The 24,684-nt window shown below is 71.2% G+C and carries 21 protein-coding genes; 12 read left to right on the top strand and 9 right to left on the bottom strand.

Annotated elements, in window-relative coordinates:
- Nucleotides 1-8: 8 nt before the first annotated feature.
- From ABZ016_RS12260 to ABZ016_RS12240, 5 genes are all read right to left on the bottom strand, one after another.
- The gene (locus ABZ016_RS12260; protein ID WP_356916490.1) at nt 9-455 is read right to left on the bottom strand and encodes an organic hydroperoxide resistance protein; all 447 of its coding nucleotides are present in this window, start codon (nt 453-455) and stop codon (nt 9-11) included.
- Between the two features lie 130 nt (nt 456-585).
- The gene (locus ABZ016_RS12255; protein ID WP_356916489.1) at nt 586-1,047 is read right to left on the bottom strand and encodes a MarR family transcriptional regulator; all 462 of its coding nucleotides are present in this window, start codon (nt 1,045-1,047) and stop codon (nt 586-588) included.
- 26 nt (nt 1,048-1,073) lie between these two features.
- The gene (locus ABZ016_RS12250) at nt 1,074-1,841 is read right to left on the bottom strand and encodes an ABC transporter ATP-binding protein (RefSeq protein ID WP_356916488.1); all 768 of its coding nucleotides are present in this window, start codon (nt 1,839-1,841) and stop codon (nt 1,074-1,076) included.
- The gene (gene cbiQ / locus ABZ016_RS12245) at nt 1,829-2,590 is read right to left on the bottom strand and encodes a cobalt ECF transporter T component CbiQ (RefSeq protein ID WP_356916487.1); all 762 of its coding nucleotides are present in this window, start codon (nt 2,588-2,590) and stop codon (nt 1,829-1,831) included. The genes ABZ016_RS12250 and cbiQ overlap by 13 nt, the downstream gene beginning before the upstream one ends.
- A gap of 1 nt (nt 2,591) precedes the next feature.
- A complete protein-coding gene (locus tag ABZ016_RS12240) occupies nt 2,592-3,653 on the bottom strand; it encodes an energy-coupling factor ABC transporter permease (RefSeq protein WP_356916486.1) in 1,062 nt (353 codons plus the stop codon).
- Nucleotides 3,654-3,820: 167 nt separating this feature from the next.
- Between ABZ016_RS12240 and ABZ016_RS12235 the strand changes: the two genes are divergently transcribed.
- Nucleotides 3,821-4,192 carry an SsgA family sporulation/cell division regulator gene (locus ABZ016_RS12235; RefSeq protein WP_356916485.1) on the top strand — a complete coding sequence of 124 codons (372 nt, stop codon included), beginning with the start codon at nt 3,821-3,823 and terminating at the stop codon, nt 4,190-4,192.
- A 9-nt stretch (nt 4,193-4,201) separates the two neighbouring features.
- Here ABZ016_RS12235 and ABZ016_RS12230 read toward each other — a convergent pair whose 3' ends face one another.
- The 4 genes from ABZ016_RS12230 to ABZ016_RS12215 form a co-directional block, all read right to left on the bottom strand.
- Nucleotides 4,202-5,875: a penicillin-binding transpeptidase domain-containing protein gene (locus tag ABZ016_RS12230; RefSeq protein WP_356916484.1), complete on the bottom strand. Its 1,674-nt coding sequence runs from the start codon at nt 5,873-5,875 to the stop codon at nt 4,202-4,204.
- Nucleotides 5,876-5,970: 95 nt separating this feature from the next.
- Nucleotides 5,971-7,602: a penicillin-binding transpeptidase domain-containing protein gene (locus tag ABZ016_RS12225; RefSeq protein WP_356916483.1), complete on the bottom strand. Its 1,632-nt coding sequence runs from the start codon at nt 7,600-7,602 to the stop codon at nt 5,971-5,973.
- A 155-nt stretch (nt 7,603-7,757) separates the two neighbouring features.
- Nucleotides 7,758-8,321 carry a hypothetical protein gene (locus ABZ016_RS12220; protein ID WP_356916482.1) on the bottom strand — a complete coding sequence of 188 codons (564 nt, stop codon included), beginning with the start codon at nt 8,319-8,321 and terminating at the stop codon, nt 7,758-7,760.
- A gap of 27 nt (nt 8,322-8,348) precedes the next feature.
- Nucleotides 8,349-10,103: a phospholipid carrier-dependent glycosyltransferase gene (locus tag ABZ016_RS12215; protein ID WP_356916481.1), complete on the bottom strand. Its 1,755-nt coding sequence runs from the start codon at nt 10,101-10,103 to the stop codon at nt 8,349-8,351.
- 85 nt (nt 10,104-10,188) lie between these two features.
- On the opposite strand from ABZ016_RS12215, the gene rsmI reads away from it, so the two are divergent.
- The 11 genes from rsmI (at nt 10,189) to ABZ016_RS12160 (ending at nt 24,357) form a co-directional block, all read left to right on the top strand.
- Nucleotides 10,189-11,034 carry a 16S rRNA (cytidine(1402)-2'-O)-methyltransferase gene (gene rsmI, locus ABZ016_RS12210; protein ID WP_356916480.1) on the top strand — a complete coding sequence of 282 codons (846 nt, stop codon included), beginning with the start codon at nt 10,189-10,191 and terminating at the stop codon, nt 11,032-11,034.
- Between the two features lie 222 nt (nt 11,035-11,256).
- Nucleotides 11,257-11,679 carry a hypothetical protein gene (locus ABZ016_RS12205; RefSeq protein WP_356916479.1) on the top strand — a complete coding sequence of 141 codons (423 nt, stop codon included), beginning with the start codon at nt 11,257-11,259 and terminating at the stop codon, nt 11,677-11,679.
- Between the two features lie 79 nt (nt 11,680-11,758).
- On the top strand, nt 11,759-12,649 hold the full coding sequence (locus tag ABZ016_RS12200; RefSeq protein WP_356916478.1) for a TatD family hydrolase: 891 nt from the start codon (nt 11,759-11,761) through the stop codon (nt 12,647-12,649).
- 173 nt (nt 12,650-12,822) lie between these two features.
- The gene (locus ABZ016_RS12195; protein WP_356916477.1) at nt 12,823-14,385 is read left to right on the top strand and encodes a ubiquitin-like domain-containing protein; all 1,563 of its coding nucleotides are present in this window, start codon (nt 12,823-12,825) and stop codon (nt 14,383-14,385) included.
- Between the two features lie 166 nt (nt 14,386-14,551).
- Nucleotides 14,552-15,439, top strand: a complete 888-nt coding sequence (gene rsmA / locus ABZ016_RS12190; RefSeq protein ID WP_356916476.1) for a 16S rRNA (adenine(1518)-N(6)/adenine(1519)-N(6))-dimethyltransferase RsmA — start codon at nt 14,552-14,554, stop codon at nt 15,437-15,439.
- Complete coding sequence (locus ABZ016_RS12185; RefSeq protein WP_356916475.1) at nt 15,436-16,338, top strand: 4-(cytidine 5'-diphospho)-2-C-methyl-D-erythritol kinase; 903 nt, start codon at nt 15,436-15,438, stop codon at nt 16,336-16,338. The genes rsmA and ABZ016_RS12185 overlap by 4 nt, the downstream gene beginning before the upstream one ends.
- A 49-nt stretch (nt 16,339-16,387) precedes the next feature.
- A complete protein-coding gene (locus ABZ016_RS12180) occupies nt 16,388-17,647 on the top strand; it encodes a hypothetical protein (RefSeq protein ID WP_356916474.1) in 1,260 nt (419 codons plus the stop codon).
- A 70-nt stretch (nt 17,648-17,717) separates the two neighbouring features.
- A complete protein-coding gene (locus ABZ016_RS12175; RefSeq protein ID WP_356916473.1) occupies nt 17,718-19,529 on the top strand; it encodes an ABC-F family ATP-binding cassette domain-containing protein in 1,812 nt (603 codons plus the stop codon).
- 192 nt (nt 19,530-19,721) lie between these two features.
- A complete protein-coding gene (locus ABZ016_RS12170; protein ID WP_356916472.1) occupies nt 19,722-21,482 on the top strand; it encodes a PQQ-binding-like beta-propeller repeat protein in 1,761 nt (586 codons plus the stop codon).
- Nucleotides 21,483-21,543: 61 nt separating this feature from the next.
- Complete coding sequence (locus ABZ016_RS12165; RefSeq protein WP_356916471.1) at nt 21,544-23,424, top strand: PQQ-binding-like beta-propeller repeat protein; 1,881 nt, start codon at nt 21,544-21,546, stop codon at nt 23,422-23,424.
- A 237-nt stretch (nt 23,425-23,661) separates the two neighbouring features.
- The gene (locus tag ABZ016_RS12160; protein WP_356916470.1) at nt 23,662-24,357 is read left to right on the top strand and encodes a response regulator transcription factor; all 696 of its coding nucleotides are present in this window, start codon (nt 23,662-23,664) and stop codon (nt 24,355-24,357) included.
- The last annotated feature ends 327 nt before the right edge of the window (nt 24,358-24,684 follow it).

The raw sequence follows: 24,684 nt of genomic DNA, 5'->3' as shown, positions 1-24,684 counted from the left end.
GCTCCCCTTCAGCCAAGCAGGATCGTCACGTCGATGTTCCCCCGGGTCGCGTTCGAGTACGGGCAGACCTCGTGGGCCGCGTCCACCAGCTTGGTCGCGAGGTCGGGGTCGAGGACCGGGAGGGAGACGCTGAGGGCGACCGCGAGGCCGTAGCCGTGCTGCTTGTTGGGGCCGATGCCGACCTTCGCGGCGACCGTGGAGCCGGTCAGGTCGTACCCCTCGCGGTTGCCGACGAGGATCAGCGCGTTGTGGAAGCAGGCGCTGTAGCCGGCCGCGAAGAGCTGTTCCGGGTTGGTGCCGTTGCCGTCGCCGCCGAGCTGCGGGGGCATCGCGACCTTGAGGTCGATGTGGCCGTCCTGGCTGGTGACGTACCCTTCGCGGCCCCCGTGGGCGGTGGCCTCCGCGACATACATGATCTTCGTCGGGCGGGTGTCGACGGCGGGGCCGTCAGTCATGCTGTCCTCCCCCACAAACAAGTGTGCACAAACACATCGTGCACAAGGTACTGGCCGGTAACTGACCTTCCGTCATCAGGGGGATGCAACCGGGGGTAACCCCCGTTGCCGACCGGGTTGACCCTCGTGGTCAGCGAGCCCGGTCCGCCGCCGACTCGGCCCGTCCCGCCAGCCGCCACAGCTCCTCGCGGAGCCGCGCGACCTCCGTGTCGTCGAGCCCCGTCGCGGCCAGCAGCGCACCGGGCACACACGCCGCGCGCTCCCGGAGTTCCTCCGCTCGCCCGGTCGCGGCCACGAGCACCGACCGCTCGTCCCGCGCCGACCGCTCACGCCGTACGAGACCCGCGCTCTCCAGCCGCTTGAGCAGCGGCGACATGGTCCCGTAGTCGAGCCGCAGCGCCGCCGCCAGCTCCTTGACCGGGGTCTCGCCGCGCTCCCAGAGGACCAGCAGGACCAGGTACTGCGGGTAGGTGAGGCCCAGTTCGTCGAGGAGCGGGCGGTACGCGGCCGTCACCGCGCGCTGGGCGGCGTACAGCGCGAAGCACAGCTGCTGGTCCAGCAGCAGCGATCCCGGACTCTCCTCGTTCGTCACGCGCCCATTGTCACGGACGGGCTTCGTCACGGACGGGCCGGAGCGGCCGGCACGGAACGCGGGTCGAAGCCGAACGGCAGCTCCAGGCGGTGGGCGCGCATCAGTTCCTCGTCGGAGAGCAGCTCACCGGTCGGGCCGTCCGCCGCGATGACGCCCTCGCTGAGGATCAGGGAGCGCGGGCACAGCTCCAGGGCGTAGGGGAGGTCGTGGGTGACCATCAGCACGGTCACGTCGAGGGAGCGGAGGATGTCGGCCAGTTCACGGCGGGAGGCCGGGTCCAGGTTGGAGGAGGGCTCGTCGAGGACGAGGATCTCCGGCTCCATGGCGAGGACGGTCGCGACGGCCACCCGGCGGCGCTGGCCGAAGGAGAGGTGGTGCGGCGGGCGGTCCCTGAACTCGGCCATGCCGACCCGCTCCAGGGCCCGGTCCACGCGCGCCTCCAGCTCCGGCCCCTTCAGTCCGGCCGCCGCCGGTCCGAACGCCACGTCCTCCCGGACGGTCGGCATGAAGAGCTGGTCGTCCGGGTCCTGGAAGACGATGCCGACCCGGCGCCGGATCTCTGCCATGTGCTGCTTGCCGACGGGCAGCCCGGCCACGTTCACCGTGCCGGTGCCGCCGGTCAGGATGCCGTTGAGGTGCAGGACGAGGGTGGTCTTCCCGGCGCCGTTCGGCCCGAGCAGGGCGACCCGCTCGCCGCGCGCGACCGAGAAGTCGACGCCGAAGAGGGCCTGGTGTCCGTCCGGGTAGGCGAAGGCGAGGCCCGAGACCTCGAGGGAAGCAGTCACAGGGACCATCCCAGCAGACAGACCGCGAGCGCGGACAGCGGGAGGGTGAGGGCGTACGACCACTGCGCCCGGGACGCGGTCACCTCGTCGATGACCGGCATGGAACCGGCGTAGCCGCGGCTGACCATAGCCAGGTGCACGCGCTCGCCGCGTTCGTAGGAGCGGATGAACAGGGCGCCCGCGGACTTGGCCAGCACGCCCCAGTGCCGGACGCCGCCGGCCTCGAAGCCGCGTGACTCCCGGGCGATCCGCATGCGCCGCATCTCGTCCGTGATGACGTCGCCGTAGCGGATCATGAAGGACGCGATCTGCACGAGGAGGGGCGGGAGCTTCAGGCGCTGCAGGCCGAGCAGCAGTTCGCGGAGTTCGGTGGTGGCGGCCAGGAGTACGGAGGCGGCGACGCCGAGCGTGCCCTTGGCGAGCACGTTCCAGGCGCCCCACAGGCCGTTCACGCTGAGGGACATGCCGAGGACGTCGATCCGTTCGCCCTCGGCCACGAACGGCATGAGCACCGCGAACGCGACGAACGGCACCTCGATCAGCAACCGCCTGAGCAGGAACCCGGCGGGCACGCGCGCGGCGTACGCCACGGCCCCCAGCAGTGCGGCGTACAGCCCGAAGGCCCACATCGCCTCCCGCGGAGTCGACACGACGACCACGACGAAGGCGAAGACCGCGGCGAGCTTGGTGTGCGGCGGCAGTGCGTGCACGGGCGAGTGCCCGTGCCGGTAGAGCTTGTGCGCGTGCCCGGCACCCATGTCAGACGGTGGTGGTCGTGGTGTCGGACGGGGAGACGTCGTCCGAGCGGCGGCGGCGCACGGCCCAGAACACACCGGTGCCCGCGACGACCGTGACGCCCACGCCGATGACGCCCGCCAGACCCCCGGACAGGCGGGCGTCATCGACGTCCTTGACGCCGTAGTCGGCGAGCGGAGAGTCGGCCGTGGAGTGCTCCTCGGCCTTCTTGTCGATGCCGTGGTCGGTGGCGACCTTCTCCAGGCCGTCGGGGTTCGCGGAGGCGTAGAAGCTGACGAACCCGGCCAGGACCAGGGAGGTGACCAGGCCCGCGGCCCAGACCCTGCGGTGCGAGGTCCGGGCGGCCGCGGGGGCGGGCTCGGGTTCGGCGCCGGGGGCGTCGACCAGTTCGCCGTTCACCCGCAGCTTGAGCTTCTGCGTGAGGCCGCGCGCCCCGTACACCAGGTCGGGGCGTACGGCGATGACCGCGCCGACGGTCAGTGCGGTGATCACGGCCTCGCCGATGCCGATGAGCACGTGCACGCCGACCATGGCGGTGGCGACCTTGCCGATCGAGACGTCGGTGGTGCCGCCGATGGCGTACATCAGGGTGAAGGCCAGGGCGGCGGCCGGGACGGAGAGCAGGGCGGCGGCGAAGGAGGCGGCCGTGACCGACCCGCGGGTGCGGGGCAGCACCTTCAGCAGGCCGCGGAAGACGGCGTACGCGACGACCGTGGTGACGATCGCCATGTTGGTGATGTTCACGCCGAGTGCGGTCAGGCCGCCGTCGGCGAAGAGGATGCCCTGCATGAGCAGGACGACGGAGACGCACAGGACCCCTGTGTAGGGGCCGACGAGTATCGCGGCGAGCGCGCCGCCGAGCAGATGGCCGCTGGTCCCCGCCGCGACGGGGAAGTTCAGCATCTGCACCGCGAAGATGAACGCCGCCACGAGGCCGGCCAGCGGTGCGGTGCGCTCGTCGAGTTCGCGCCGTGCGCCGCGCAGGCTCACGGCGACGGCGCCCGCGGCGATCACACCGGTGGCGGCGGAGGTGGGCGCGTTGATGAATCCGTCAGGTACATGCACGGTTCGATGATGTGGCTTGATGCGAACGGTTTGCAAGAGCGTGTGGCTTGTTTTATCCCAGTACGGATATTCCGTCTCAAAGGGTGCAATCCGGAAAATATGGGAAATTTAAGAGGGGGCGGACGCACAGATTCCGTCCGCCTGGCTCACGGTGAAGGGACCGCCCGATGTCCGTAGTCGAGCAGTACGCGCGAGCCCACATCGTCACGGACGTGTCCGTCCCGCTGATCGATGAGCTGGAGGCGATACCGGTCACGCTGCGGTACGACCCGGAACGCGACCCCCGGGCGGTGCGCATCGGCCTCCCCGGGGCCGGGGCCGGGACGCACGAGTGGACCTTCGGCCGCGAGCTGCTGGAGGAGGGGCTGCGGGCTCCCACGGGCAGCGGTGACGTGCGGGTGTGGCCGTGCGGGCGGGTGCAGGCCGTGGTGGAGTTCCACTCGCCGGAGGGCGTGCTGGTGGTGCAGTTCGAACGGCAGGCGCTGCTGCGGTTCCTGCGGCGGACCTACATGGCCGCCGCGGAACCCGTGACGCACTGAGCCCGCGGCTCAGCCGCCCATCTTCAGCAGCGCCGCCACGATCGGCCCGGCCGTCGATCCGCCGTGGCCGCCCTGCTGGACCACGCCCGCGGCGGCCAGGTCGCCCCGGTAGGCGGTGAACCAGCCGTTGGGCTTCTTCTGCCCGTCGACCTCGGCGGAGCCGGTCTTCGCGCCGACGTCACCGCTGACCCCGGCCATCGCCTCGGCGGCCGTGCCGTAGGCGGCCGTGTACGACATCAGCTCACGCATCTGGCCCAGCGTGCCCGAGGACATCGTGCGGGAGGCCTTTGCGAGCCGGCGTCCGTCCACGTCCGGGGAGACCAGGTACGGCTGGTGGAAGGTGCCGGACTTGATCGTCGCCGACACCGACGCCATGTTCAGCGGGTTCATCCGGACCCCGCCCTGCCCGATCAGCGAGGCGCCCTTCTGGGCCGCCGACTGCACCGGCACCGCGCCGTCGAAGGACGGCACCCCGATCGCCCAGTTGTTCAGCCCGAGGCCGAAGACCTGCTGGGCCTGCTTGGTCAGGTCGTCGTCCTTCAGCTTCGGCGCCTGGCTGATGAAGGCCGTGTTGCAGGAGCGGGCGAAGCTCGCCTTGAACGTGCCGTCCTTGATCTCGAACTTGTCGTCGTTCTGGAATTTCCAGTGCCCGTACGTGAAGTACTTCGGGCACGGGTGCTTCTTGTCCGCCGAGGCCAGACCCTTCTCGATCAGCAGCGACGAGGTGATGACCTTCATCGTGGAGCCCGGGGCGAGGGAGCCCTGGAAGGCGGTGTTGAAGCCGGGCGAGGCGTTGGCGGCGGCCAGGATCTCGCCGGTCGACACCCGCATCAGGACCACCGACGACTTGGCCTTCTTCGCGACCTGCTTCTCGGCGGCGGCCTGGAGGGCGGGGTCCAGCGTGGTCTTCACCGTGCCCGGCGTGCCCTCGCTCAGCTCCAGCAGGGTCTTGTCGGACAGGTCCTTCTCCTTGGCGGCCTTCCCGCGGACGACCCGGAGCTCGATGCCGGCCTTGCCGCCGGCCTCCTTGCCGTATTTCTCGCGCAGCCCGTCCAGGACCGGGCCGAGCGAGGCGTACTTCTGCTTGGTCAGCTCGCCGCCGTCCCGGTCGAGCGCCTTGACGGGGGGCGTGCCCGCCTCGCCCGTGACCAGCGTGTCGCCGTCCTTCAGATCCGGGTGGACGACCGCCGAGTGCCAGTCCACCAGCGGCTTTCCGTCGCTGGTGCGGCGCATGACGGTCAGCGCGCTCTCGTACGTCAGGGGCTTCTCGGTGTCCTTGTACGCCACGGTGCCCTTGACGGAGAACGGCACCTTGTCACCCGTGGGCGTGCCCGGGGTGACGGTGACGTCCTTGATGCGGGCGTCCTTGGTGTAGCCGGTGAGCAGCAGCTTCGCCGCGGCCGGGTCGTCGGTGGCCGCGGCGGCCTGCGGGACCTTCCCCGACTGCCAGGCGGTGAGGAAGGCCCGCGCGGTGGTGGTGACCTCGGACGGTGACAGGGGCCCGGTCTTCACCTTGGGCTTCTCGTCGGCGGAGGCCGATCTGGACCCGTCGTCGGCCGCCGCACCACCGCCGTACAGCGCGTAGGCGCCGAACCCGGCTCCGCCGACGACCACGGCGATCATCCCGCCGATCACTGCGGGCTTCGTCTTCCGTCGCTCGGCGACGCGCCTTCTGTTGCCCACTGCTGTCCGTTCCTCCGCGAATCCCCAGGGTCCCCGTTGCCCTCAGCTGTACCAACGACGCCACCACCCTAGAGTCCCGCCCGGCCCGGATGAGATCAGCCGCCCGTTCGTAGCACGGCTGCGACAATCGGACCGGCCGCGTCACCGCCGTGACCGCCCTCCTCCGTCATGGCCGCGGCCGCGATGTCGCCCCGGAATCCGGTGAACCAGCTGTTGGACTTGGCGTTGCCGTCGACCTCGGCGGAGCCGGTCTTGGCACCGATGTCGCCGCGGAGTCCCCGCATGGCCTCCTGGGCGGTGCCCTGGGTGGCGGTGAGCCGCATCATCTGCCTCAGCTGGTCGGCGGTGCCGGCCTTCAGGCCCTCGGCCCGGGCGAGCTCACGGTCGTCCAGCTCCGGGGAGACCAGGTAGGGCTGGCGGAAGGTGCCGGTGATCGCGGTGGCCGTCACCGAGGCCATGTTCAGCGGGCTCATCTGGACCTGGCCCTGCCCGATGGCGCCCGCCGCCCGGTCCGGGCCGCTGACCGTGGGGACGCGGCCGTCGAAGGAGGCGACGCCGGTCTTCCAGTCGTCCTGGCCGAGGCCGAAGTGCTCCTCGGCCTCCTGGGTCAGCGAGGCGTCGGTGAGCGGCTTCTCGTCGATGAGCTTGATGAAGGCGGTGTTGCAGGACCGCATGAAGCTGCCCGCGAGTGTGGCGCCCTCGTCGGGCTTCATGCCCTCGAGGTTCTTGAAGGTCTGGCCCTGCCACACGGCGTCGGTCGGGCAGGGCGCCGGGCCGTTCATCGAGGTCACGCCGTTGTCGATGAGCATCGCGGCGGTGATGATCTTCATCGTGGAGCCCGGGGCCGCCTGGCCCTGGAAGGCCGCGTTGAAGCCGTCCGTACGGTTGTTCGCCACAGCCAGCACCTCGCCCGTGCTCGGCTTGACGGCCACCACCGACGACTCGGCGAACCGCTTGACCGCCTTCTCGGCCGCCGCCTGCGCGCTCGGGCTGATCGTGGTGTCGAGCTTGCCGGGCTTGCCCTTGGCGAGGGTCAGTAGCGGTGTGTCGGGAGCTCCGTTGCCGTTGTGCCGGACGACCAGCTCGATGCCGGGGGAGCCGCCGGCCTTCTCGCCGTACTTGTCGCGCAGGGCGTCCAGGACCGGGCCGAGGGAGGGGTACTTCTCCTTCGTGAGGACCGAGCCGTCGCGGCCCACGGCCTCGATGGGCGGGCTGGCCGACTGCTCCGTGACCAGCGTGTCGTCCTTCCTCAGCTCGGGGTGGACGACGGACGGCTGCCAGTCGACCAGCGCCCGGCCGGTGGTGAGGCCGCGTACGACCGTCAGCTTGCTCTTGTAGCTGAGCGGCTTGGACTTCCCGTCGTAGGACACCTTCGCCTTCACCGTGTACGGCACCGTGGTGCCCTTCGCGGGGCCCGGAGTGATCTTGACGTCGGTGATGTGCGCGTCGGTGGCGAAGGCGGTCAGCAGCTGATCCGCGGCCGCGTCGTTGTTGGTGTACGACGCCGCTGTCGCGACCGTGCCCTCCTGCCAGGCCGCGAAGAACTTGGCCGTGGTCTCCTCGACCTCGTCCTTGCCGGGCGGGCCCGACTTCTTCCCCGCGGCCACCCCGCTCGTGCCCCCGTCGCCGTTCAGCGCGCTCACGATGTTGTAGGCCCCGTATCCGGCCCCACCCACCATCACCGCGAACACGCCGCCTATGACGGCGACCTTGACCCCCTTGCCCATGAGGCGGTCCCCTCCCCGTTGAGCCTTCCGCGCTCCTTTGAACGCGTTCAGAAAGCTCGATCCCGGGGGCACTCTATGCGGAAGCGGTTACTGTCGGGACCTGAGTTTCGATTCTTGGCCGAACAGGGATCAATCTCGAACCCCGCTGCCGGGGCTCAGAGCGGGCTCCCCAGGGCGCGGCGCGCGACGGTCATGAACTGCGCCCTCGCGGCTTTGGCCGAGTCGCCCTTGAGCCTGCACGCGTCGTAATGACTGCTGATCACGGCCGCGTCGGCCGACGCCACGACGTCGTACGAGTCGAACGCGAGGGACTGCAATTCCTCCACCGCGCCTCTGATCGGCGAGAAGCGCGCCACGAGTTCGTCCGGCCCCCACAAGCCGAGGCGCTCGCCCGCGAGATAGAAGTTCCGCGCGTCGTCCTTCACGGCTTCGAAGTCGCTGTCCGCCGGCTGCACGTGGCCCCAGACGCTGTCCGTGACGCGGTTGAACGACAGCATGAACGTCCCATAGGCGTCCAATATGTCCGAACACGCCTGCCGACGCTGCTCTCGCACCCAGTGCTCGTGCTCAGCTCCGGACTGTGCCTCGACCTGGGCGTGTGCGGCCTCGAGCGTCTTGGCGGCACCGAGGCGGGCGCCGTACGCCGTGGCGAGCCCTCCGACTCCCGTACCGATGAGTCCCGCTATGCCTGCGAGAAGTCCGGCTAATCCCTGATCCATCCCCAACCCCCCGGTTCGTACGGGGAGTCATACCCAGGTGTCCAGCCACATCCGCGCCCGCCAGTCGTCGATCGGGATGGCCTGGCCGGTGTAGAGGGGCCAGAAGTAGATGAAGTTCCAGGCGATCAGCAGGACGAGGACGCCCGCGCCCGTGGCGCCCACGACGCGGCGGGTGTCGGAGGAGCGGGGCGGTCCGATGATCGCGCCCAGGAGCATGGCCACCGCCAGGCACAGGAAGGGCAGGAAGACGATGGCGTAGAAGAAGAAGATCGTGCGCTCCTGGTACATGAACCAGGGCAGGTAGCCGGCCGCGATACCGCAGGCGATGGCGCCCGCGCGCCAGTCGCGGCGCAGCAGCCAGCGCCACAGGACGTAGAGCACCGCGAGGCAGCCCACCCACCACAGCAGCGGCGTGCCGAGGGCGAGGACCTCGCGGGCGCACTTCTCGCCGGCGTCGGCGGGGCAGCCGTCCCGGCCGGGCGCCGGGGACTCGTAGAAGTACGACACCGGGCGGCCCAGGACCAGCCAGCTCCACGGGTTCGACTGGTAGGTGTGCGGCGAGGACAGGCCGACGTGGAACTCGTACACCTGGTGCTCGTAGTGCCACAGGCTGCGCAGCCAGTCGGGCAGGAAGGTCCAGCCGCCGCCCTTGCCGCTGGTCGCGGCCCAGTTGCGGAAGTAGCCGCCGGAGCCGTCGGTCGGGGAGAGGATCCAGCCGGTCCAGGAGAGGACGTAGGTGACGATCGCGACCGGGACGGTGGCGACGAACGCCAGGCCGGTGTCGCGCCGCAGCACCGCCGAGTACGGGTGCCGGGCCCCGGCGACCTTGCGCGAACCGACGTCCCACAGGACCGCCATCAGACAGAACGCGGCCAGGATGTAGAGGCCGTTCCACTTCGTGGCGATGGCCAGGCCCAGCATCAGACCGGTCGCCCAGCGCCAGGGCCGCAGACCGAGGCGGGCCGTCTCGGCGATGTGCCGGTCGGGACGGACCCGGCCGTCCGCGTCCACCGGGAGCGCGGCGGCGAGTTTCGCGCGGGTCCTGTCCCGGTCGATGAGCAGACAGCCGAACGCGGCCAGCACGAAGAACATCAGCACGCCGTCGAGCAGCGCCGTGCGGCTCATCACGAAGTGCAGGCCGTCCACCGCCATCAGCGCGCCCGCGAGGCAGCCCAGGAAGGTGGAGCGGAACAGCCGCCGGCCGATCCGGCACAGCAGCAGCACCGAGAGCGTGCCGAGCAGCGCGGTCATGAACCGCCAGCCGAACGGGTCGAAGCCGAACAGCAGCTCCCCGAGCCCGATCACGTACTTACCGACCGGCGGGTGCACGACGTACGCCGCCTCGGTCGGGATGGTGACGTGCCCGCCGGACGAGAGGACCAGGTCGTTGGCGTTCTTGTCCCAGTTGACCTCGAAACCGCGGTGGACGAGCGCCCACGCGTCCTTCGCGTAGTACGTCTCGTCGAATATCACCGCCTTCGGGCTGCCCAGGTTCCAGAACCGCAGCACTCCCGCCAGCAGCGTGACGAGCAGCGGGCCGATCCAGCCCGACCAGCGCACCAGCCGCCCCGCGAGCGGGTACGAGATGCCGAGCGCGGCCCACAGGCGCGGGCTGGGCTCGGTGTACGGCGGCACCAGACGGTCACGGACGTCACGGGGCTCACGGGCGTCGCTTTCGGGCTGCCGATAGCCGAAGCGGCGCAGCCGCTGCTGCCAGGACGGCCGCTGCTCGTGCGGCGCCTGGCCCTGCCGGGTGTCCGTGGAGGACGCGGTACTGGTCACCGCGCCATCGTAGGGAACCGTGCTGTGTGAGTCCCGTGCATGGCCGGTATGCGTCCGCAACCTCCGCCCCTGGGAGGATGGGGGCGTGACCGGAATCCTCGTACTCGCAGGCACCCCCATCGGCGACATCTCGGACGCGCCGCCCCGGCTCGCCGAGGAACTGGCCGGAGCCGACGTCGTCGCCGCCGAGGACACGCGCCGGCTGCGGCGGCTGACCCAGGCGCTGGGCGTCACGCCCAAGGGGCGGGTGGTGTCGTACTTCGAGGGCAACGAGTCCGCGCGCACACCGGAGCTGGTCGAGGAGCTGGTGGGCGGGGCGCGGGTGCTGCTCGTCACGGACGCGGGGATGCCGTCCGTGTCCGACCCGGGGTACCGGCTGGTCGCGGCCGCCGTCGAGAGGGACGTGCGGGTGACCGCCGTGCCCGGGCCGTCGGCCGTGCTCACCGCGCTCGCGCTGTCGGGGCTGCCCGTGGACCGCTTCTGCTTCGAGGGGTTCCTGCCGCGCAAGGCGGGGGAGCGGCTGGGGCGGCTGCGGGAGGTGGCCGGGGAGCGGCGGACGCTCGTCTACTTCGAGGCTCCGCATCGGCTCGACGACACGCTCGCCGCGATGGCCGAGGTGTTCGGGGCGGAGCGGCGGGGGGCGGTGTGCCGGGAGCTGACGAAGACGTACGAGGAGGTTCGGCGCGGGGCGCTGGGGGAGCTGGCGGCCTGGGCCGCTGAGGGAGTGCGGGGGGAGATCACCGTCGTGGTGGAGGGGGCTCCCGAGAAGGGGCCGGAGGAAGTCGGGCCCGAGGAGTTCGTGCGGCGGGTCCGGGTGCGGGAGGAGGCGGGGGAGCGGCGTAAGGAGGCCATCGCCGCTGTGGCGCAAGAAGCCGGTGTGCCGAAGCGAGTGGTTTTTGATGCCGTTGTTGCTGCGAAGCATTCCGGGTGACGGCTGCCCGTGTAAAGGGGCGCTAAGTAGCCTCTGAGCAGGGCGCTTTTCGTTTGAGCGGGCGCCCCATGGGTGGGCAAAGGGGACCCGTCACTGGGGCAAGGAAGGCCCAAATCGGCGCCAATACTCAAGCAGGTCTGCTGCCTTACGGACGGCTGAGGAGTCCACTGGGTTGCGGGGACGGAATCGTCCTCACGCCTCAGCGGACCAACTGGAGCTGGCATGAGTGAGATCGCAGGGCAGACCGGGCTCCGCGCCGGTGCGAACGCCGTCGTCCACGAGTCGTACTCCTTCGCCTGCATGCGATGCGGGCACGGCTGGGAGCAGGCGTTCGAGATAGAGCACCACACGGACGCCGCGGGGCACGAGTTCGTCCTCTACGTCGCGGACGGCAAGGTCGTGCCCTCCCCTCTGAGCAAGCCCACCTGCCACAACTGTGACGGTCACGTCGTGCGGATCATGCGGGCCGGACGGGTCGCGTCGGCCCGTGACGCGGCGCACCGGCCCGAGCGCGTGTCCCCGGCCGGGCCCGCGCAGGCCCCGACGCCGGACGCCGAGACCGACGACGCCGGCGACCAGGAGAAGGGCGAACACCACTGGCATCTGTCCGACCTGCTGCACCCCTTCCAGCGCAAGGCGAGCTGACCCGTCCGGCTCCCCTTGTCGACGCCCTCCCCGGTCCTCCCCCATCGGGGAGGGCGTCGCCCTTTCGTAGGATCGGGGCATGCCTTCGAACGACTCCGGCCGGCAGGACAAGAACGCGGCCCCACCCCTCCCGGAACCCCTCCGGGTACCGGTCGCCGATTCCCACACCCACCTGGACATGCAGTCCGGCACGGTCGAGGAGGCCCTGGCGAAGGCGGCGTCGGTCGGGGTGACGACGGTCGTGCAGGTCGGCTGCGACCTCAAGGGCTCCCGGTGGGCGGCCGACACGGCGGCGGCGTACGACGCCGTCCACGCGACCGTCGCCCTGCACCCGAACGAGGCCCCGCGCATCGTGCACGGCGACCCGGACGGCTGGTCGCGCCAGGGCGCGCGCGAACCGGGCGGGCAGACCGCACTGGACGAGGCGCTCGCCGAGATCAACCGGCTGGCCGCGCTGGAGCAGGTCAAGGGCGTCGGTGAGACGGGCCTCGACTACTTCCGCACCGGGCCCGAGGGCAAAGAGGCCCAGGAGAGGTCTTTCCGCGCCCACATCGAGATCGCCAAGCGGCACGGCAAGGCCCTGGTCATCCACGACCGCGAGGCCCACGCCGACGTCCTGCGCGTGCTGAAGGAGGAGGGCGCTCCCGAGCGTACCGTCTTCCACTGCTACTCCGGCGACGCCGAGATGGCGGAGATCTGCGCGAGCGCGGGCTACTTCATGTCCTTCGCCGGCAACGTCACCTTCAAGAACGCCCAGAACCTGCGGGACGCGGTGGCGGTGGCCCCGCTGGAGCTGCTGCTGGTCGAGACGGACGCGCCCTTTCTCACTCCGGCGCCGTACCGGGGTCGGCCGAACGCCCCGTACCTCGTGCCGATCACCGTGCGGGCCATGGCCGACGTGCGCGGCACCGACGAGGACGCGCTGGCGACGGCCCTCGCGGCGAACACGGCACGCGCCTTCGGCTACTGACCTCCGGCTGACCCGCCGACTGCGCCGACTGCGCCGGCTCCGCGGTTTCCGCCACCTCCACCGCACGACTGTGCGTAGTCGCGTCGCTTTGGAGAGTGACGATCGCTCCGCTAGGTTCTGGGGGCCCGATCCGGACCCCTCTGGACCCCCTCCGGCCCCTGGAGCGCGTCGGCGTGAGCAACTCGCACTACGAGACGTACGAGACGTACGGCCCGGCCTACCTGGAACCGGTGTACGGCGGCTACGACACGCCCCCGGCCGATCTGCACACCACCGAGACGCTCGGCTACGGGACGACCGACGCTCACGAGGACACCTACCGGCCCGCCTACGAGGCACCACCCCTGCCCGGACTGCCCCGGCGGGGTCTCACACCCCGCCCGGGGCCGCGTATGGAACCCCGTATGGAACCCCGTGGGGAACCCCGCATGGACCCCCGTGGGGAATCGCGTGTGGAACCCCGTGGGGAATCGCGTGTGGAACCCCGTAGGGAATCTCGGCCGGACGCGCGTACGGAAACGCGGGCCGGATCACGCGCCGAAGCGCGCGCCGAGGCACGTGCCGGATCGCGTACGGGGGCGCGTAACGGCTCCCACCGCAGATCAGCGCGGCGGCGTAAGACGCGGTACGTCGAACGCCCTGGCGACGGCTCCATGCGGCGACTGCTCCCACAGGCCCTGGTCGTCGCCTTCCTGGCGGGCGGCACCACGGCGTTCGTCGCCAAGGACAAGGCGATCGAGCTGAACGTCGACGGCAAGACCCGCACCCTGCACACCTTCGCCGACGACGTCACCGAGCTGCTGGCGGAGGAGGGCGTCGAGGTCGGCGCCCACGACGTGGTCGCACCCGGCCCCGGCGCCCGGATCACCAGCGGCGACCAGGTCGCCGTGCACTACGCCCGCCCCGTGCGGCTCACCCTCGACGGCCACCGGCGCGAGGTGTGGACGACCGCCCACACGGTCGACGGGGCGCTCAGACAGCTCGGGGTGCGCCAGGAAGGCGCGTACGTGTCCACGTCCCGCGCCCGGCGGATCGGCCGCGCGGGGCTCGCGCTGGACGTACGGACCGAGCGCACGGTCACGATCATGGCGGACGGCCGGGCCCGCACCGTCCGCACCAACGCGGCCACCGTGCTGGACGCGGTCGAGGAGGCCGGGATCACCCTGCGCGGCCAGGACACCACCTCGGTCCCGCAGGGAAGCTTCCCGCGCGACGGGCAGACCGTCACGGTGCTGCGGATCACCGGCGGCCGGGAGGTCCGTGACGAGCCGGTCCCCTTCCACGTGCAGCGGACCGAGGACCCGGCCCTGTTCCGCGGCACGGAGGTCGTCGAACAGGCGGGAGAGCCCGGTCTGCGTCGCGTCACCTACGCCCTGCGCACGGTCAACGGCGTCAAGCAGAAGCCGCGCCGCGTGAAGGCCGAGCTGGTGCGCGCACCGCGCCCGCAACTGGTGAAGGTCGGCACCAGAACCCCTCCGGACTCCGTGCAGGGCGCCGACCACCTCGACTGGCAGGGCCTCGCCAACTGCGAGTCCGGTGGCCGCCCCGACGCGGTCGACTCCTCGGGCACCTACGGCGGCCTGTACCAGTTCGACACCCAGACCTGGCAGTCCCTCGGCGGCCGAGGCCGCCCCCAGGAAGCCCCAGCGGCAGAACAGACCTACCGAGCGAAGAAGCTCTACGTGAGACAGGGCACAAGCCCGTGGCCCCATTGCGGCGGCAGACTGCACGGCTGACAGCCGGCGGGCCCGTCCCGCTCAACTGCGGGCAGTCGTGCCGCTTGGGGCGGCACGGGTGGGCGCAGCAGCACCCCGCCCCGCCGGGCTGCGCGACGCCCCGCCCCCAGCCCCACCCCGAGCACCAGGAACCCCACCCCACGAAACCCCCCGTACCCTTGTCCCCGTGACCAGCCCCACCCCCGACGCCCTCCTCGGCCCCGCCGACATCCGCGAACTAGCGACCACCCTCGGCGTACGCCCCACCAAACAACGCGGCCAGAACTTCGTGATCGACGCGAACACCGTCCGCCGCATCGTCCGCACCGCACAGGTCCGCCCCGACGACACCGTCGTCGAGGTCGGCCCGGGGCTCGGGTCACTGACGCTCGCCCTGCTGGAGGCCGCCGACCGCGTCACGGCCGTCGAGATCGACGACGTCCTCGCCGCCGCGCTGCCCGCCACCGTCACGGCCCGCATGCCGGACCGCGCCGACCGCTTCGCCCTCGTCCACTCCGACGCGATGCACGTCACGGAGCTCCCGGGACCCGGCCCGACCGCGCTGGTCGCCAACCTCCCCTACAACGTGGCCGTCCCGGTCCTGCTGCACATGCTCGACACCTTCCCGACCATCGAACGCACCCTCGTCATGGTCCAGTCGGAGGTCGCCGACCGCCTCGCCGCCGACCCCGGTTCGAAGGTGTACGGCGTGCCGTCGGTCAAGGCCAACTGGTACGCCGAGGTCAAGCGCGCCGGCGCCATCGGCCGGAACGTCTTCTGGCCGGCGCCCAACGTCGACAGCGGCCTGGTCTCCCTGGTCCGCCGGACCGAGCCGGTCAAGACGACGGCGTCCAAGGCCGAGGTCTTCGCCGTCGTGGACGCGGCGTTCGCCCAGCGCCGCAAGACCCTGCGGGCCGCGCTCGCCGGCTGGGCCGGTTCCGCCGCCGCAGCCGAGACCGCCCTGGTCGCCGCCGGGGTCTCCCCGCAGGCCCGGGGCGAGTCGCTGACCGTGGAGGAGTTCGCCCGGATCGCCGAGCACAAGGCGGACCGGCACGAGGAGAAGGAGACCGCGTGAGCGTCACGGTCCGCGTCCCCGCCAAGGTCAACGTCCAGCTGGCGGTGGGGCCCGCCCGCTCCGACGGCTTCCACCCCCTGGCCAACGTCTTCCTCGCGGTCAGCCTCTACGACGAGGTCACCGTCACCCCCGCCGACGAGCTCCGCATCACCTGCGCCGGCCCGGACGCGGGCCAGGTCCCGCTGGACCGTACGAACCTGGCCGCACGGGCGGCCGAAGCGCTCGCCGCGCGGTACGGCCGTGATCCCGGCGTCCACATCCACATCGCCAAGGACATCCCCGTCGCCGGCGGCATGGCGGGCGGCAGCGCGGACGGCGCCGGTGCCCTGGTGGCCTGCGACGCGCTGTGGGGGACCGGTGCTTCCCGCGAGGAACTGCTCGCCATCTGCGCCGAGTTGGGCAGCGACGTGCCGTTCAGCCTGGTGGGTGGGGCGGCCCTCGGGATCGGGCGGGGCGAGCAGCTGACGCCCCTGGAGACCGGCGGCACCTTCCACTGGGTGTTCGCGATGGCCGACCGGGGCCTGTCCACCCCGGCCGTGTTCCGGGAGTTCGACCGTCTCGGCGAGGGCACGGACGTCCCGGACCCGGTCGCCTCCCAGGAACTCATCGCCGCCCTCGCCAAGGGCGACCCGGACGCGCTCGCCGCCGCCGTCTCCAACGACCTCCAGCCCGCCGCCCTCTCCCTCTTCCCGGAGCTCGCCGGGACCCTGGCCACCGGCCGTGCCGCCGGTGCCCTCGCCGCCCTGGTCTCCGGCTCCGGACCGACCACGGCGTTCCTCGTCCGCGGCCCGGAGTCGGCGGCCGCGGTGGCGCAGGAGCTGTTGGCGTCGGGCACCTGCCGGACCGTGCGCACGGCGTCGGGCCCGGCGCCCGGAGCGACGGTGGCCGGCGCCGGTTAATCGCGTGCCCCTACCGCCGCGAGCCGCATAGGCTCCCCCGGTTGTCGACATGGGGGGCACAGTGGAGCGACTGGTCGCGGCCGTGCTGGGCGGAGACGTGGACGAGGTCCGGGCGTCGTTGGAGGCCGGGGCCGACCCCGACACCCTCGACGGGACCGACGGCATCCCGGTCCTGTGCCGGGCCGTGGCGGCGTACGACGAACCGGTCGTCGCGGCGCTGCTCGCAGCCGGCGCCGACCCGCTGCGCCGGCTGCCCGACGGGACCACCCCGCTGCTGCGGGCCGTGGACGGCGGGTCGCACCACATGGTCGACGTACTCGCCAGGCACCGGGCGCCCCTCCCCGCGTCGGTGCGCCAGGAGCTGCTGGCCCGTGCCCGGCACTGGGCCGAGACGGGTGCGGAGGCGGAGCTGCGCCGCCTCACCGGACTCACCGGGCCCGTCGAGCGGGTCCGGATCGAGGACGACCAGATCGACTACTGGTGTGAGCAGCTGACGCTGGGCGGGGTGACCGTGCGCGACGAGCACCGGGCGGTCCTCACCTCCATGGAGGCCCGCTACGGCATCCGCACCCACTTCGACGACCTGGTCGCGCGTGCCCTCGCCCACCCCGACCGGGGCCACGTCGTGTGGTGCGACGTCGTCTTCACGCTCGGCCGCCGGGTCGACGAGGAGACCTGGCAGTGGAGCAGGGACCTGCTCAACCACCCCGACCGGCTGCACCGTCTGCTCGGCGCCGATCTCCTGCTGTCCCTGATCTTCGGGGACCTCCTCACCGGGCGCCAGCCGTTCTGGACCCGGGGGAGGGAGCTCGTGCCCTGGGCCGAGCAGGAGCAGGACCCGGAGGTGCTGGCGGTCGTCCTGCATGCGATGACCCACGACAACGCCCCGGAGATCGAGGCCGTCGGACTGTCGAACCTGACCCACCCGGACCCGAGGGTGCGCGCCCTGGTTCCCGAGACCCTGGAGTACCCCGAGGACGGCTCGTCCCCGGTCCGCCCCGAGAGCCTCACCGCCGTACTCACCCTGGCCCGCGACGAGGACCCCTTCGTGCGCGAGGCGGTGTGCCACTGGCTCGCGCACTACCGGGGCCGCGAACCGGAGGCGGGGGACGCGCTGGTCGCGCTCACCCATGACGAGCGGCAGCCGATCCGGCTCTGCGCGGTGTCCGGACTGGCCGTCCGTGACGACCCGCGCTGCGTGGAGGCCGAGCACCGGATCGGCCCCGTGGACCCGGAGCTGCCGTACGACGAGAGGCTGCTGGACGTGCGGCGGTACCAACGCCGCCAGGAGACCGGCGAGAGCTTCTGAGGACCCCGGCCGGAGCACCTCGCGGCCCGACTACCCTGGAGAGTCGATCGTCCCGCCTGTCAGGAGAGTAATGGCCGTCAACCTGGTCAATGTCGAGAACGTCAGCAAGGTGTACGGCACCCGCGCCCTGCTCGACGGCGTCTCCCTCGGAGTTTCCGAAGGGGACCGCATCGGCGTCGTCGGCCGCAACGGCGACGGCAAGACCACGCTGATCCGGATGCTCGCCAAGCAGGAGGAGGCCGACACCGGGCGCGTCACGCACTCCGGCGGCCTGCGCAGCGGTGTGCTCACCCAGCACGACTCCCTCGACCCCGAGGCCACCGTCCGCCACGAGGTCATCGGCGACATGGCCGACCACGAGTGGGCGGGCGACGCCAAGGTCCGGGACGTCCTGACCGGCCTGTTCGGCGGGCTCGACCTGCCGGGGTTCCCCAAGGGGCTCGACACCGTCATCGGGCCGCTGTCCGGCGGTGAGCGGCGCCGTATCGCGCTCGCCAAGCTGCTCATCGAGGATCAGGACCTGCTCGTCCTCGACGAGCCCACCAACCACCTCGACGTCGAGGGCATCTCCTGGCTCGCCCGGCACTTGCGGAGCCGCCGCTCGGCCCTGGTGTGCGTCACCCACGACCGCTGGTTCCTCGACCAGGTGTGCACGCGCATGTGGGACGTCCAGCGCGGCGCGGTCTACGAGTACGAGGGCGGCTACTCCGACTACGTCTTCGCGCGCGCCGAGCGCGAGCGCATCGCCGCCACCGAGGAGGTCAAGCGGCAGAACCTCGTCCGCAAGGAGCTGGCCTGGCTGCGGCGCGGGGCGCCCGCCCGGACCTCCAAGCCGCGCTTCCGCGTCGAGGCCGCCAACGAGCTCATCAAGGACGTCCCGCCGCCCCGGGACAGCAGCGAGCTGATGAAGTTCGCGTCCTCGCGGCTCGGCAAGACCGTGTTCGACCTGGAGGACATCACCGTCCAGGCGGGCCCCAAGGTCCTCCTCAAGCACGTCACCTGGCAGCTCGGTCCGGGCGACCGGATCGGCCTCGTCGGCGTCAACGGGGCCGGGAAGACGTCCCTGTTGCGGGCCATGTCCGAGGCCGCCCGGACCGACGGTGAGGCACAGCCCGCCGGCGGGCGCGTCCGGGTCGGCAAGACCGTGAAGCTGGCCTACCTCTCGCAGGAGGTCGCCGAACTCGACCCGAGCACCCGCGTGCTGGAGGCCGTGCAGCAGGTGCGCGAGCGGGTCGACCTCGGCAAGGGCCGCGAGATGACCGCCGGGCAGCTGTGCGAGACGTTCGGCTTCGGCAAGGAGAAGCAGTGGACGCCGGTCGGTGACCTCTCCGGCGGTGAGCGGCGGCGACTCCAGCTGCTGCGCCTGCTCATGGACGAGCCCAACGTCCTCTTCCTCGACGAGCCCACCAACGACCTCGACATCGAGACCCTGACCCAGCTGGAGGACGTCCTCGACGGCTGGCCCGGCTCGATGATCGTCATCTCCCACGACCGGTTCTTCATCGAGCGCACCACCGACCGCGTGTTCGCCCTGCTCGGCGACGGCACCCTGCGGATGCTGCCGCGCGGCATCGACGAGTACCTGGAGCGGCGGCAGCGCATGGAGGAGGCCGCGAGTGCCTCCTCCGGCCCGGCCGCCGCGCCGCAGACCGCGGCCCCGGAGAAGAGCGCCGCCGACCAGCGCGCCGCGAAGAAGGAACTCCAGAAGATCGAGCGGCAGCTCGACAAGGTCTCCGAGAAGGAGACCACACTGCACACGCAGATCGCCGACCACGCCACGGACTTCGCGAAGGTGGCCGAACTGGACGCCGAACTGCGCGAGTTGGCCGGTCAGCGCGAGGAGCTGGAGATGCGGTGGCTGGAACTCGCCGAGGACGCGTGAAGGGTGCGTGAAGGCGCATAACGACGGCATCACGGGCCGGTCCTCCCTTGGGAACAGGGGATGATCGGCCCGGTCTGCTGTCGGAACCTGGTGATAGAAAGAGTCGTCTTAGAACTTTATGAAGCGACTCTGAGCTCATCGCGTACCTCAGGGCGTGGCTAAAAATCAGTGATCGAACGGGGGAAACCGCTGATGACCCAGCCGCCCGGTCAGCCGCCTCACGGTGGCTTCGGCGCACCGCAGGGCCAGCCGCCGCAGGGCGGTGGTTTCGGAGCACCGCAGACTCCGCCACCACCGCAGGGCCCGCCCCAGACTCCGCCGCCCCCGCAGGGGCCGCCGCAGCCTGGATACGGCTACCCGCAGCAGCCCGGACCGTACAACTCCGGCCCCTACGGCCAGCCGCAGCAGCCCGGCCCCTACGGCCAGCCGCAGCAGCCGGGCCCGTACGGCCAGCCCGGGTACGGCTACCCGCCGCAGCCGCAGTACCCGGGCGCGCCCGGCACCCCGCCCCCCGGGGGCGGCTCGGGCAACCCCTTCAAGGGCAAGCCCGCCCTGATCATCGGCGCGGCCGTCGCCGCGCTGCTCGTCGTCGGCGGCACCGTGTGGGCGGTCACCGGCGGCGACGACGGCAAGGGCAAGAAGAAGCCCGTCGCCCAGCAGAGCGGCGACGGCAAGCAGGGCGCCTCCCCGGTCAACCCCGGTGACGGCGACGGCGACGGCGGCGAGGACCCGGAGAACCTCAACGAGGGCCGCCAGGCCGGTGAGGCGAAGGTCCTCTGGTACAAGGAGGGCCCCGACGCGCCCGGTTCCGGCGCCGACGCCCCCGGCATGTGGATCACCGACAAGACCGCGGTGAAGGCGGCGTACAAGCAGCTCCTCGCCTACAACGTCGGTGACGGCAAGCCGAGCTGGGACCCGATCACTTTCCCGCAGAAGATCTGCGCGACCACGCCGGAGAAGACCTCCGACGACAAGATCATCGTTGCGTACATGAGCGGCAGCAGCAGCCGCGCCGAGTGCAACCAGCTCCAGGAGATCGACCTCGACACCGGCGAGAAGGGCTGGAAGGAAGAGGTCGCCGACGGCGCCCTGTTCGACTCCACGCTCTCCGTCGAGCTGACCGTCACCGGCAAGACGCTGATGGTGGGCCGCTCCCAGTCCGGCACGGCGTACGACATCACCAACGGCGACAAGCTCTTCGACAAGAAGCGCTACGGCGCGTCCTGCTTCCCCTCCGCGTTCGCCGGCGGCGAGAAGCTGATCGCCGTCTCCTCCTGCGGCGCCGGAGGCACCAACGAGCACGACGAGGTGCAGCAGCTCGACCCGCGCACCGGCAAGGTCGAGTGGACCCAGAAGTTCGACAAGGGCTGGCGGGTCGCGCGCACCTACTCCGTGAGCCCGCTGGTCGTCTACAGCACCAACGAGGACAAGAAGGCCTGGAACATCTCCACCTTCACCTCCGGCGGCAAGTTCCAGTCGCAGGTCGGCTTCGACGAGGACTTCGCCCCCGAGTGCGGCTGGGCCATCCTCGAGCGTGACCTCCAGGGCTGCCAGGGCGTCGCCGCCGACGACACCACGCTCTACCTGCCGACCGAGGCGACCACCGGCGCCAACGAGATCGTCGCGGTCAACCTCGCGAACGGCAAGGAGAAGTGGCGCGTGAAGTCCCCGGCCGACGAGTCGATGCTGCCGATGAAGGTCGAGGGCGACAAGCTCATCGCCTATGTCGAGCCGTCGTACGACGCGGGCGGCCAGGTCGTGTCCATCCCGACCGGCGGCAGCGGCCACAAGCCGGTCAAGCTGCTCCAGAACCCGCAGGGCGCGGCGGACATCGAGAACGGCTTCTTCTCCAAGGACATCGACTGGGTCGACGGGCGCTTCTACATCTCGAGCACCCGGCTGAGCGGCAACGACGACACGAAGGAGAAGTTGATGCTCGCCTACGGCAAGTGACTCTTCTTCCTCCTGCCGAACTCCCCTCGTCGTCCGTCCCCTTCCCTGAGGTACTCACGTCATGACCCAGCCGCCGCCCCCACCGCCTCAGCAGCCCCCGTCCGGGGGAGGCTTCGGGCCGCCCCAGGACCAGCCCCCGCAGGGTCCGCCGCCCGCGGGCGGGCCGAACCTCGGGAAGGCCCCGGAACCGCAGCCGGGGTACGGCTACCCGCAGACGCCGCCGACTCCACCGGCGCCTCCCACCCCGCCCGCGCAGCAGCCGGGATACGGCTATCCGCAGGCCGCCCCTCAGCCGCCCCAGCCGCCGCAGGCTCCGGCCGGTTACGGCTATCCGGGACAGCAGCCGGGGCCGTACGGACAGCCGCAGCAGGCGCCTTACGGACAGCCGGGTCAGCCGGGTCAGCCGGGGTACGGCCAGCAGCCGGGGTACGGCTACCCGCAGGCGACCATGCCGCTCCAGCCGCAGCCCGGTCAGCCCGGACAGCCCGGCGGGGGCAGGAAGTTCAACGCGCAGCTGGCCATCATCGTCGCCGCGGTCGTGGCGATCGCCCTGATCATCGGCGGCGGTGTCTGGTACTCCTCGTCCAAGGACGACGGCAAGAAGGACGACACCGCGAACTCCAGCGGCGGCGACGGCGGCACGGACGACGGCAACGGCGGTACCAGCTCCGGCGGCAAGGAGAAGGCACCGGCCGACCCCAGCTCCAAGGTCCTCTTCCAGATCCCGGCACCCGAGGTGAAGAACGACAGCTCGGTCGTCGTCTCCGGCTCGTGGCTCACCGACAAGGCGTACGTCAAGAGCGGCATCGCCGAGATCAACGGCTACGACCGTGACAAGGGCAGCAAGCTGTGGACGATCCCGCTGTCCGGCCCGGTCTGCCAGGCCAGCCGCCAGGTCACCGAGGACGGCCTGACGGCGATCCTCTACCAGCCCGCGATGCCCACCAAGGCCGAACCCTCGCACGGCTGCAGCCAGGTCGCCCTGCTCGACCTCGACGCGGGCAAGGAGCTGTGGACCAAGACCGCCAAGACCGGTGACCAGCTGATCAGCTTCGACAACGTCACGATCAGCGGTGACACCGTCGCCGCGGGCAGCACCAGCGGCGGCGCCGCCTTCGACGTCTCCGGCAAGCTCCTGTGGAGCCCGAAGCCCAGCGACTCCTGCTACGACGCCGGGTACGGCGGCGGCGAGAAGCTCGTCGCGGTGCGCAAGTGCGGTTCGTACGAGCAGCGGCAGCTGCACATCCAGACCATCGACCCGAAGTCGGGGAAGGTGATCTCGGAGTACAAGATGGCGGAGGGCATCGAGTACGCGAGCATCGTGTCGACCAACCCGCTCGTGGTCGCCGCCGACGTCGGCGACTCCGCGGGCGACGGCAGCGGCATCTCGGACTTCTTCTCCATCGACAACAAGACCGGCAAGCTGCGCACGCGCATCTCCGCACCGGGCGAGCAGTTCGCCGCCCGCTGCGAGGGCGTCAGCCGCGTCGAGTCCTGCAACCAGCTGGCCGTGGGCAACGACCGGCTGTACATCCCGACCGAGGAGCACGACGGCGAGGGCGAGGCGTACAACCAGACCAACGAGATCGTCTCCTTCGACCTCGCCACCGGCAAGCAGACCGGGCAGCGGGCGGACGCGGGTAACGGCTACACCATCACGCCGCTGCGTATGGACGGCGGGAACGTGATCGCGTACAAGAAGCCGCCGTACGACAAGGGCGGGCAGATCGTGAGCCTCGACGGGGGCGACCTCAAGCAGACGAAGCTGCTGGAGAACCCGGCGACGGAGGCGGTGCGCAACGTGGAGACCAGGATGTCGCCGGACTACTCCGAGTTGCTCTTCGCCGACGGGCACCTGTTCATGTCCAAGGTGTACGCGAGCAAGCCGTCCGGCAGCGCGACCGAGAAGGAGTACCTCGCGGTGGGCTTCGGCACGAACTGACCGTTACACGCCTGCTCGTTGATCGAATGGATGCCGGTACGGCCCCGTCCCTGTTCAGGGGCGGGGCCGTTCGCGTAGGTCCCCGTCAACCTCTCATGAGAGGAATTTCGGTGATCGGGGCGATTCTCGCCGGTAGGGGGAGCGCAACGTCGAACAAGCGTGTAGCTTCCGGGGGCATGAAGCGGGGAGCCGGGGGGGCTTCCATCTGGGGGACCGGGGTGACTGGGGGGTTACTCGATGGGAGTGCGGCTCATGGTGGTCGACGACCACCGTTTGCTGGCCGAGGCGTTGGCCTCCGCGCTGAAGCTGCGCGGGCACCGGGTGCTGGCCGCGGCGGCTCCGGCCGCGGGGGCGGCGGAGCTGGTGATCACGCGGGCGCCGGAGGTGTGCCTGCTGGGGACGGCGACGCCGGCGGAACCGGGGATCTTCGATCCGGTGGTGCGGATCAAGCGGGAGCGCCCGCAGGTGGCGGTGCTGGTCCTGGGGCCGGTGCCGAGCCCCCGCGGCATCGCGGCGGCGTTCGCGGCGGGAGCCTCCGGCTACGTCCGGCACGACGAGCGCATAGAGGGCGTCGAGCGGGCGATCATGAAGGCCCGGGCCGGTGAGGCGGCGGTGGCGCCGCAGCTGCTGCAAGGGGCGTTCAACGAGCTGCTCAACCCCGCGGCCCAACCGGACGACGAGGGCCAGCGGTTGCTCCAGCTGCTCACACCTCGCGAGGTCGAGGTCCTGGTCCGCGTCGCGGACGGCGAGGACACCCGCCTCATCGCGGCAGGCATGGGCATCGCCCCGTCGACGGCGCGCACCCATGTCCAACGGGTCCTGATGAAACTGGGCGTGGGCTCCCGCCTGGAGGCGGCGGCGCTGGCGGCGCGGACGGGGTTGCTGGACAGGGCGGGACAGCTGCCCCGGGACCCGGGCCAGCCGGAGGCCTGACCGGCTGTACGCCGAACGGCATGGCATGGGTGGGTTCTGGACGATCTCACCCAGGCGTGGCCTCCCGCCCGACGGGGTTTTCACGGGATGCACACAGTAAATCCCCAGGTGATACGGGATTTTGTGCCCGTCGGGCGGGGGAAGTCCCATGGCTCCCTTCGCGCCACACCGCTCCGGCCTCGAAGAAATACCCTGGTTGATTCGAACCCCTGTACCTAAAGTGATCGTCGCGCTGCGAGGAGCTGACCACTCCGCCGCAGCGCGAGTCGATCAGCGACCGGGGGGACACCGTCGCCACGGGGAGGGCTACACCGTCATGCCGCGAAG

The organism is Streptomyces sp. NPDC006372 (assembly GCF_040612515.1).
Lineage (GTDB): Bacteria > Actinomycetota > Actinomycetes > Streptomycetales > Streptomycetaceae > Streptomyces.
Note: the sequence above shows the minus strand (reverse complement) of the source record. Positions and strands in the feature narration are given on the sequence as shown.

Excerpts from the sequence above, each read along its gene's own strand:
- ABZ016_RS12260 (WP_356916490.1), bottom strand. The coding sequence starts at position 455 with ATGACTGACGGCCCCGCCGTCGACACCCGCCCGACGAAGATCATGTAT.
- ABZ016_RS12250 (WP_356916488.1), bottom strand. The coding sequence starts at position 1,841 with ATGGTCCCTGTGACTGCTTCCCTCGAGGTCTCGGGCCTCGCCTTCGCC.
- cbiQ (WP_356916487.1), bottom strand. The coding sequence starts at position 2,590 with ATGGGTGCCGGGCACGCGCACAAGCTCTACCGGCACGGGCACTCGCCC.
- ABZ016_RS12235 (WP_356916485.1), top strand. The coding sequence starts at position 3,821 with ATGTCCGTAGTCGAGCAGTACGCGCGAGCCCACATCGTCACGGACGTG.
- ABZ016_RS12225 (WP_356916483.1), bottom strand. The coding sequence starts at position 7,602 with ATGGGCAAGGGGGTCAAGGTCGCCGTCATAGGCGGCGTGTTCGCGGTG.
- ABZ016_RS12220 (WP_356916482.1), bottom strand. The coding sequence starts at position 8,321 with ATGGATCAGGGATTAGCCGGACTTCTCGCAGGCATAGCGGGACTCATC.
- ABZ016_RS12205 (WP_356916479.1), top strand. The coding sequence starts at position 11,257 with ATGAGTGAGATCGCAGGGCAGACCGGGCTCCGCGCCGGTGCGAACGCC.
- ABZ016_RS12200 (WP_356916478.1), top strand. The coding sequence starts at position 11,759 with ATGCCTTCGAACGACTCCGGCCGGCAGGACAAGAACGCGGCCCCACCC.
- ABZ016_RS12180 (WP_356916474.1), top strand. The coding sequence starts at position 16,388 with ATGGGGGGCACAGTGGAGCGACTGGTCGCGGCCGTGCTGGGCGGAGAC.
- ABZ016_RS12175 (WP_356916473.1), top strand. The coding sequence starts at position 17,718 with ATGGCCGTCAACCTGGTCAATGTCGAGAACGTCAGCAAGGTGTACGGC.
- ABZ016_RS12170 (WP_356916472.1), top strand. The coding sequence starts at position 19,722 with ATGACCCAGCCGCCCGGTCAGCCGCCTCACGGTGGCTTCGGCGCACCG.
- ABZ016_RS12165 (WP_356916471.1), top strand. The coding sequence starts at position 21,544 with ATGACCCAGCCGCCGCCCCCACCGCCTCAGCAGCCCCCGTCCGGGGGA.
- ABZ016_RS12160 (WP_356916470.1), top strand. The coding sequence starts at position 23,662 with ATGGGAGTGCGGCTCATGGTGGTCGACGACCACCGTTTGCTGGCCGAG.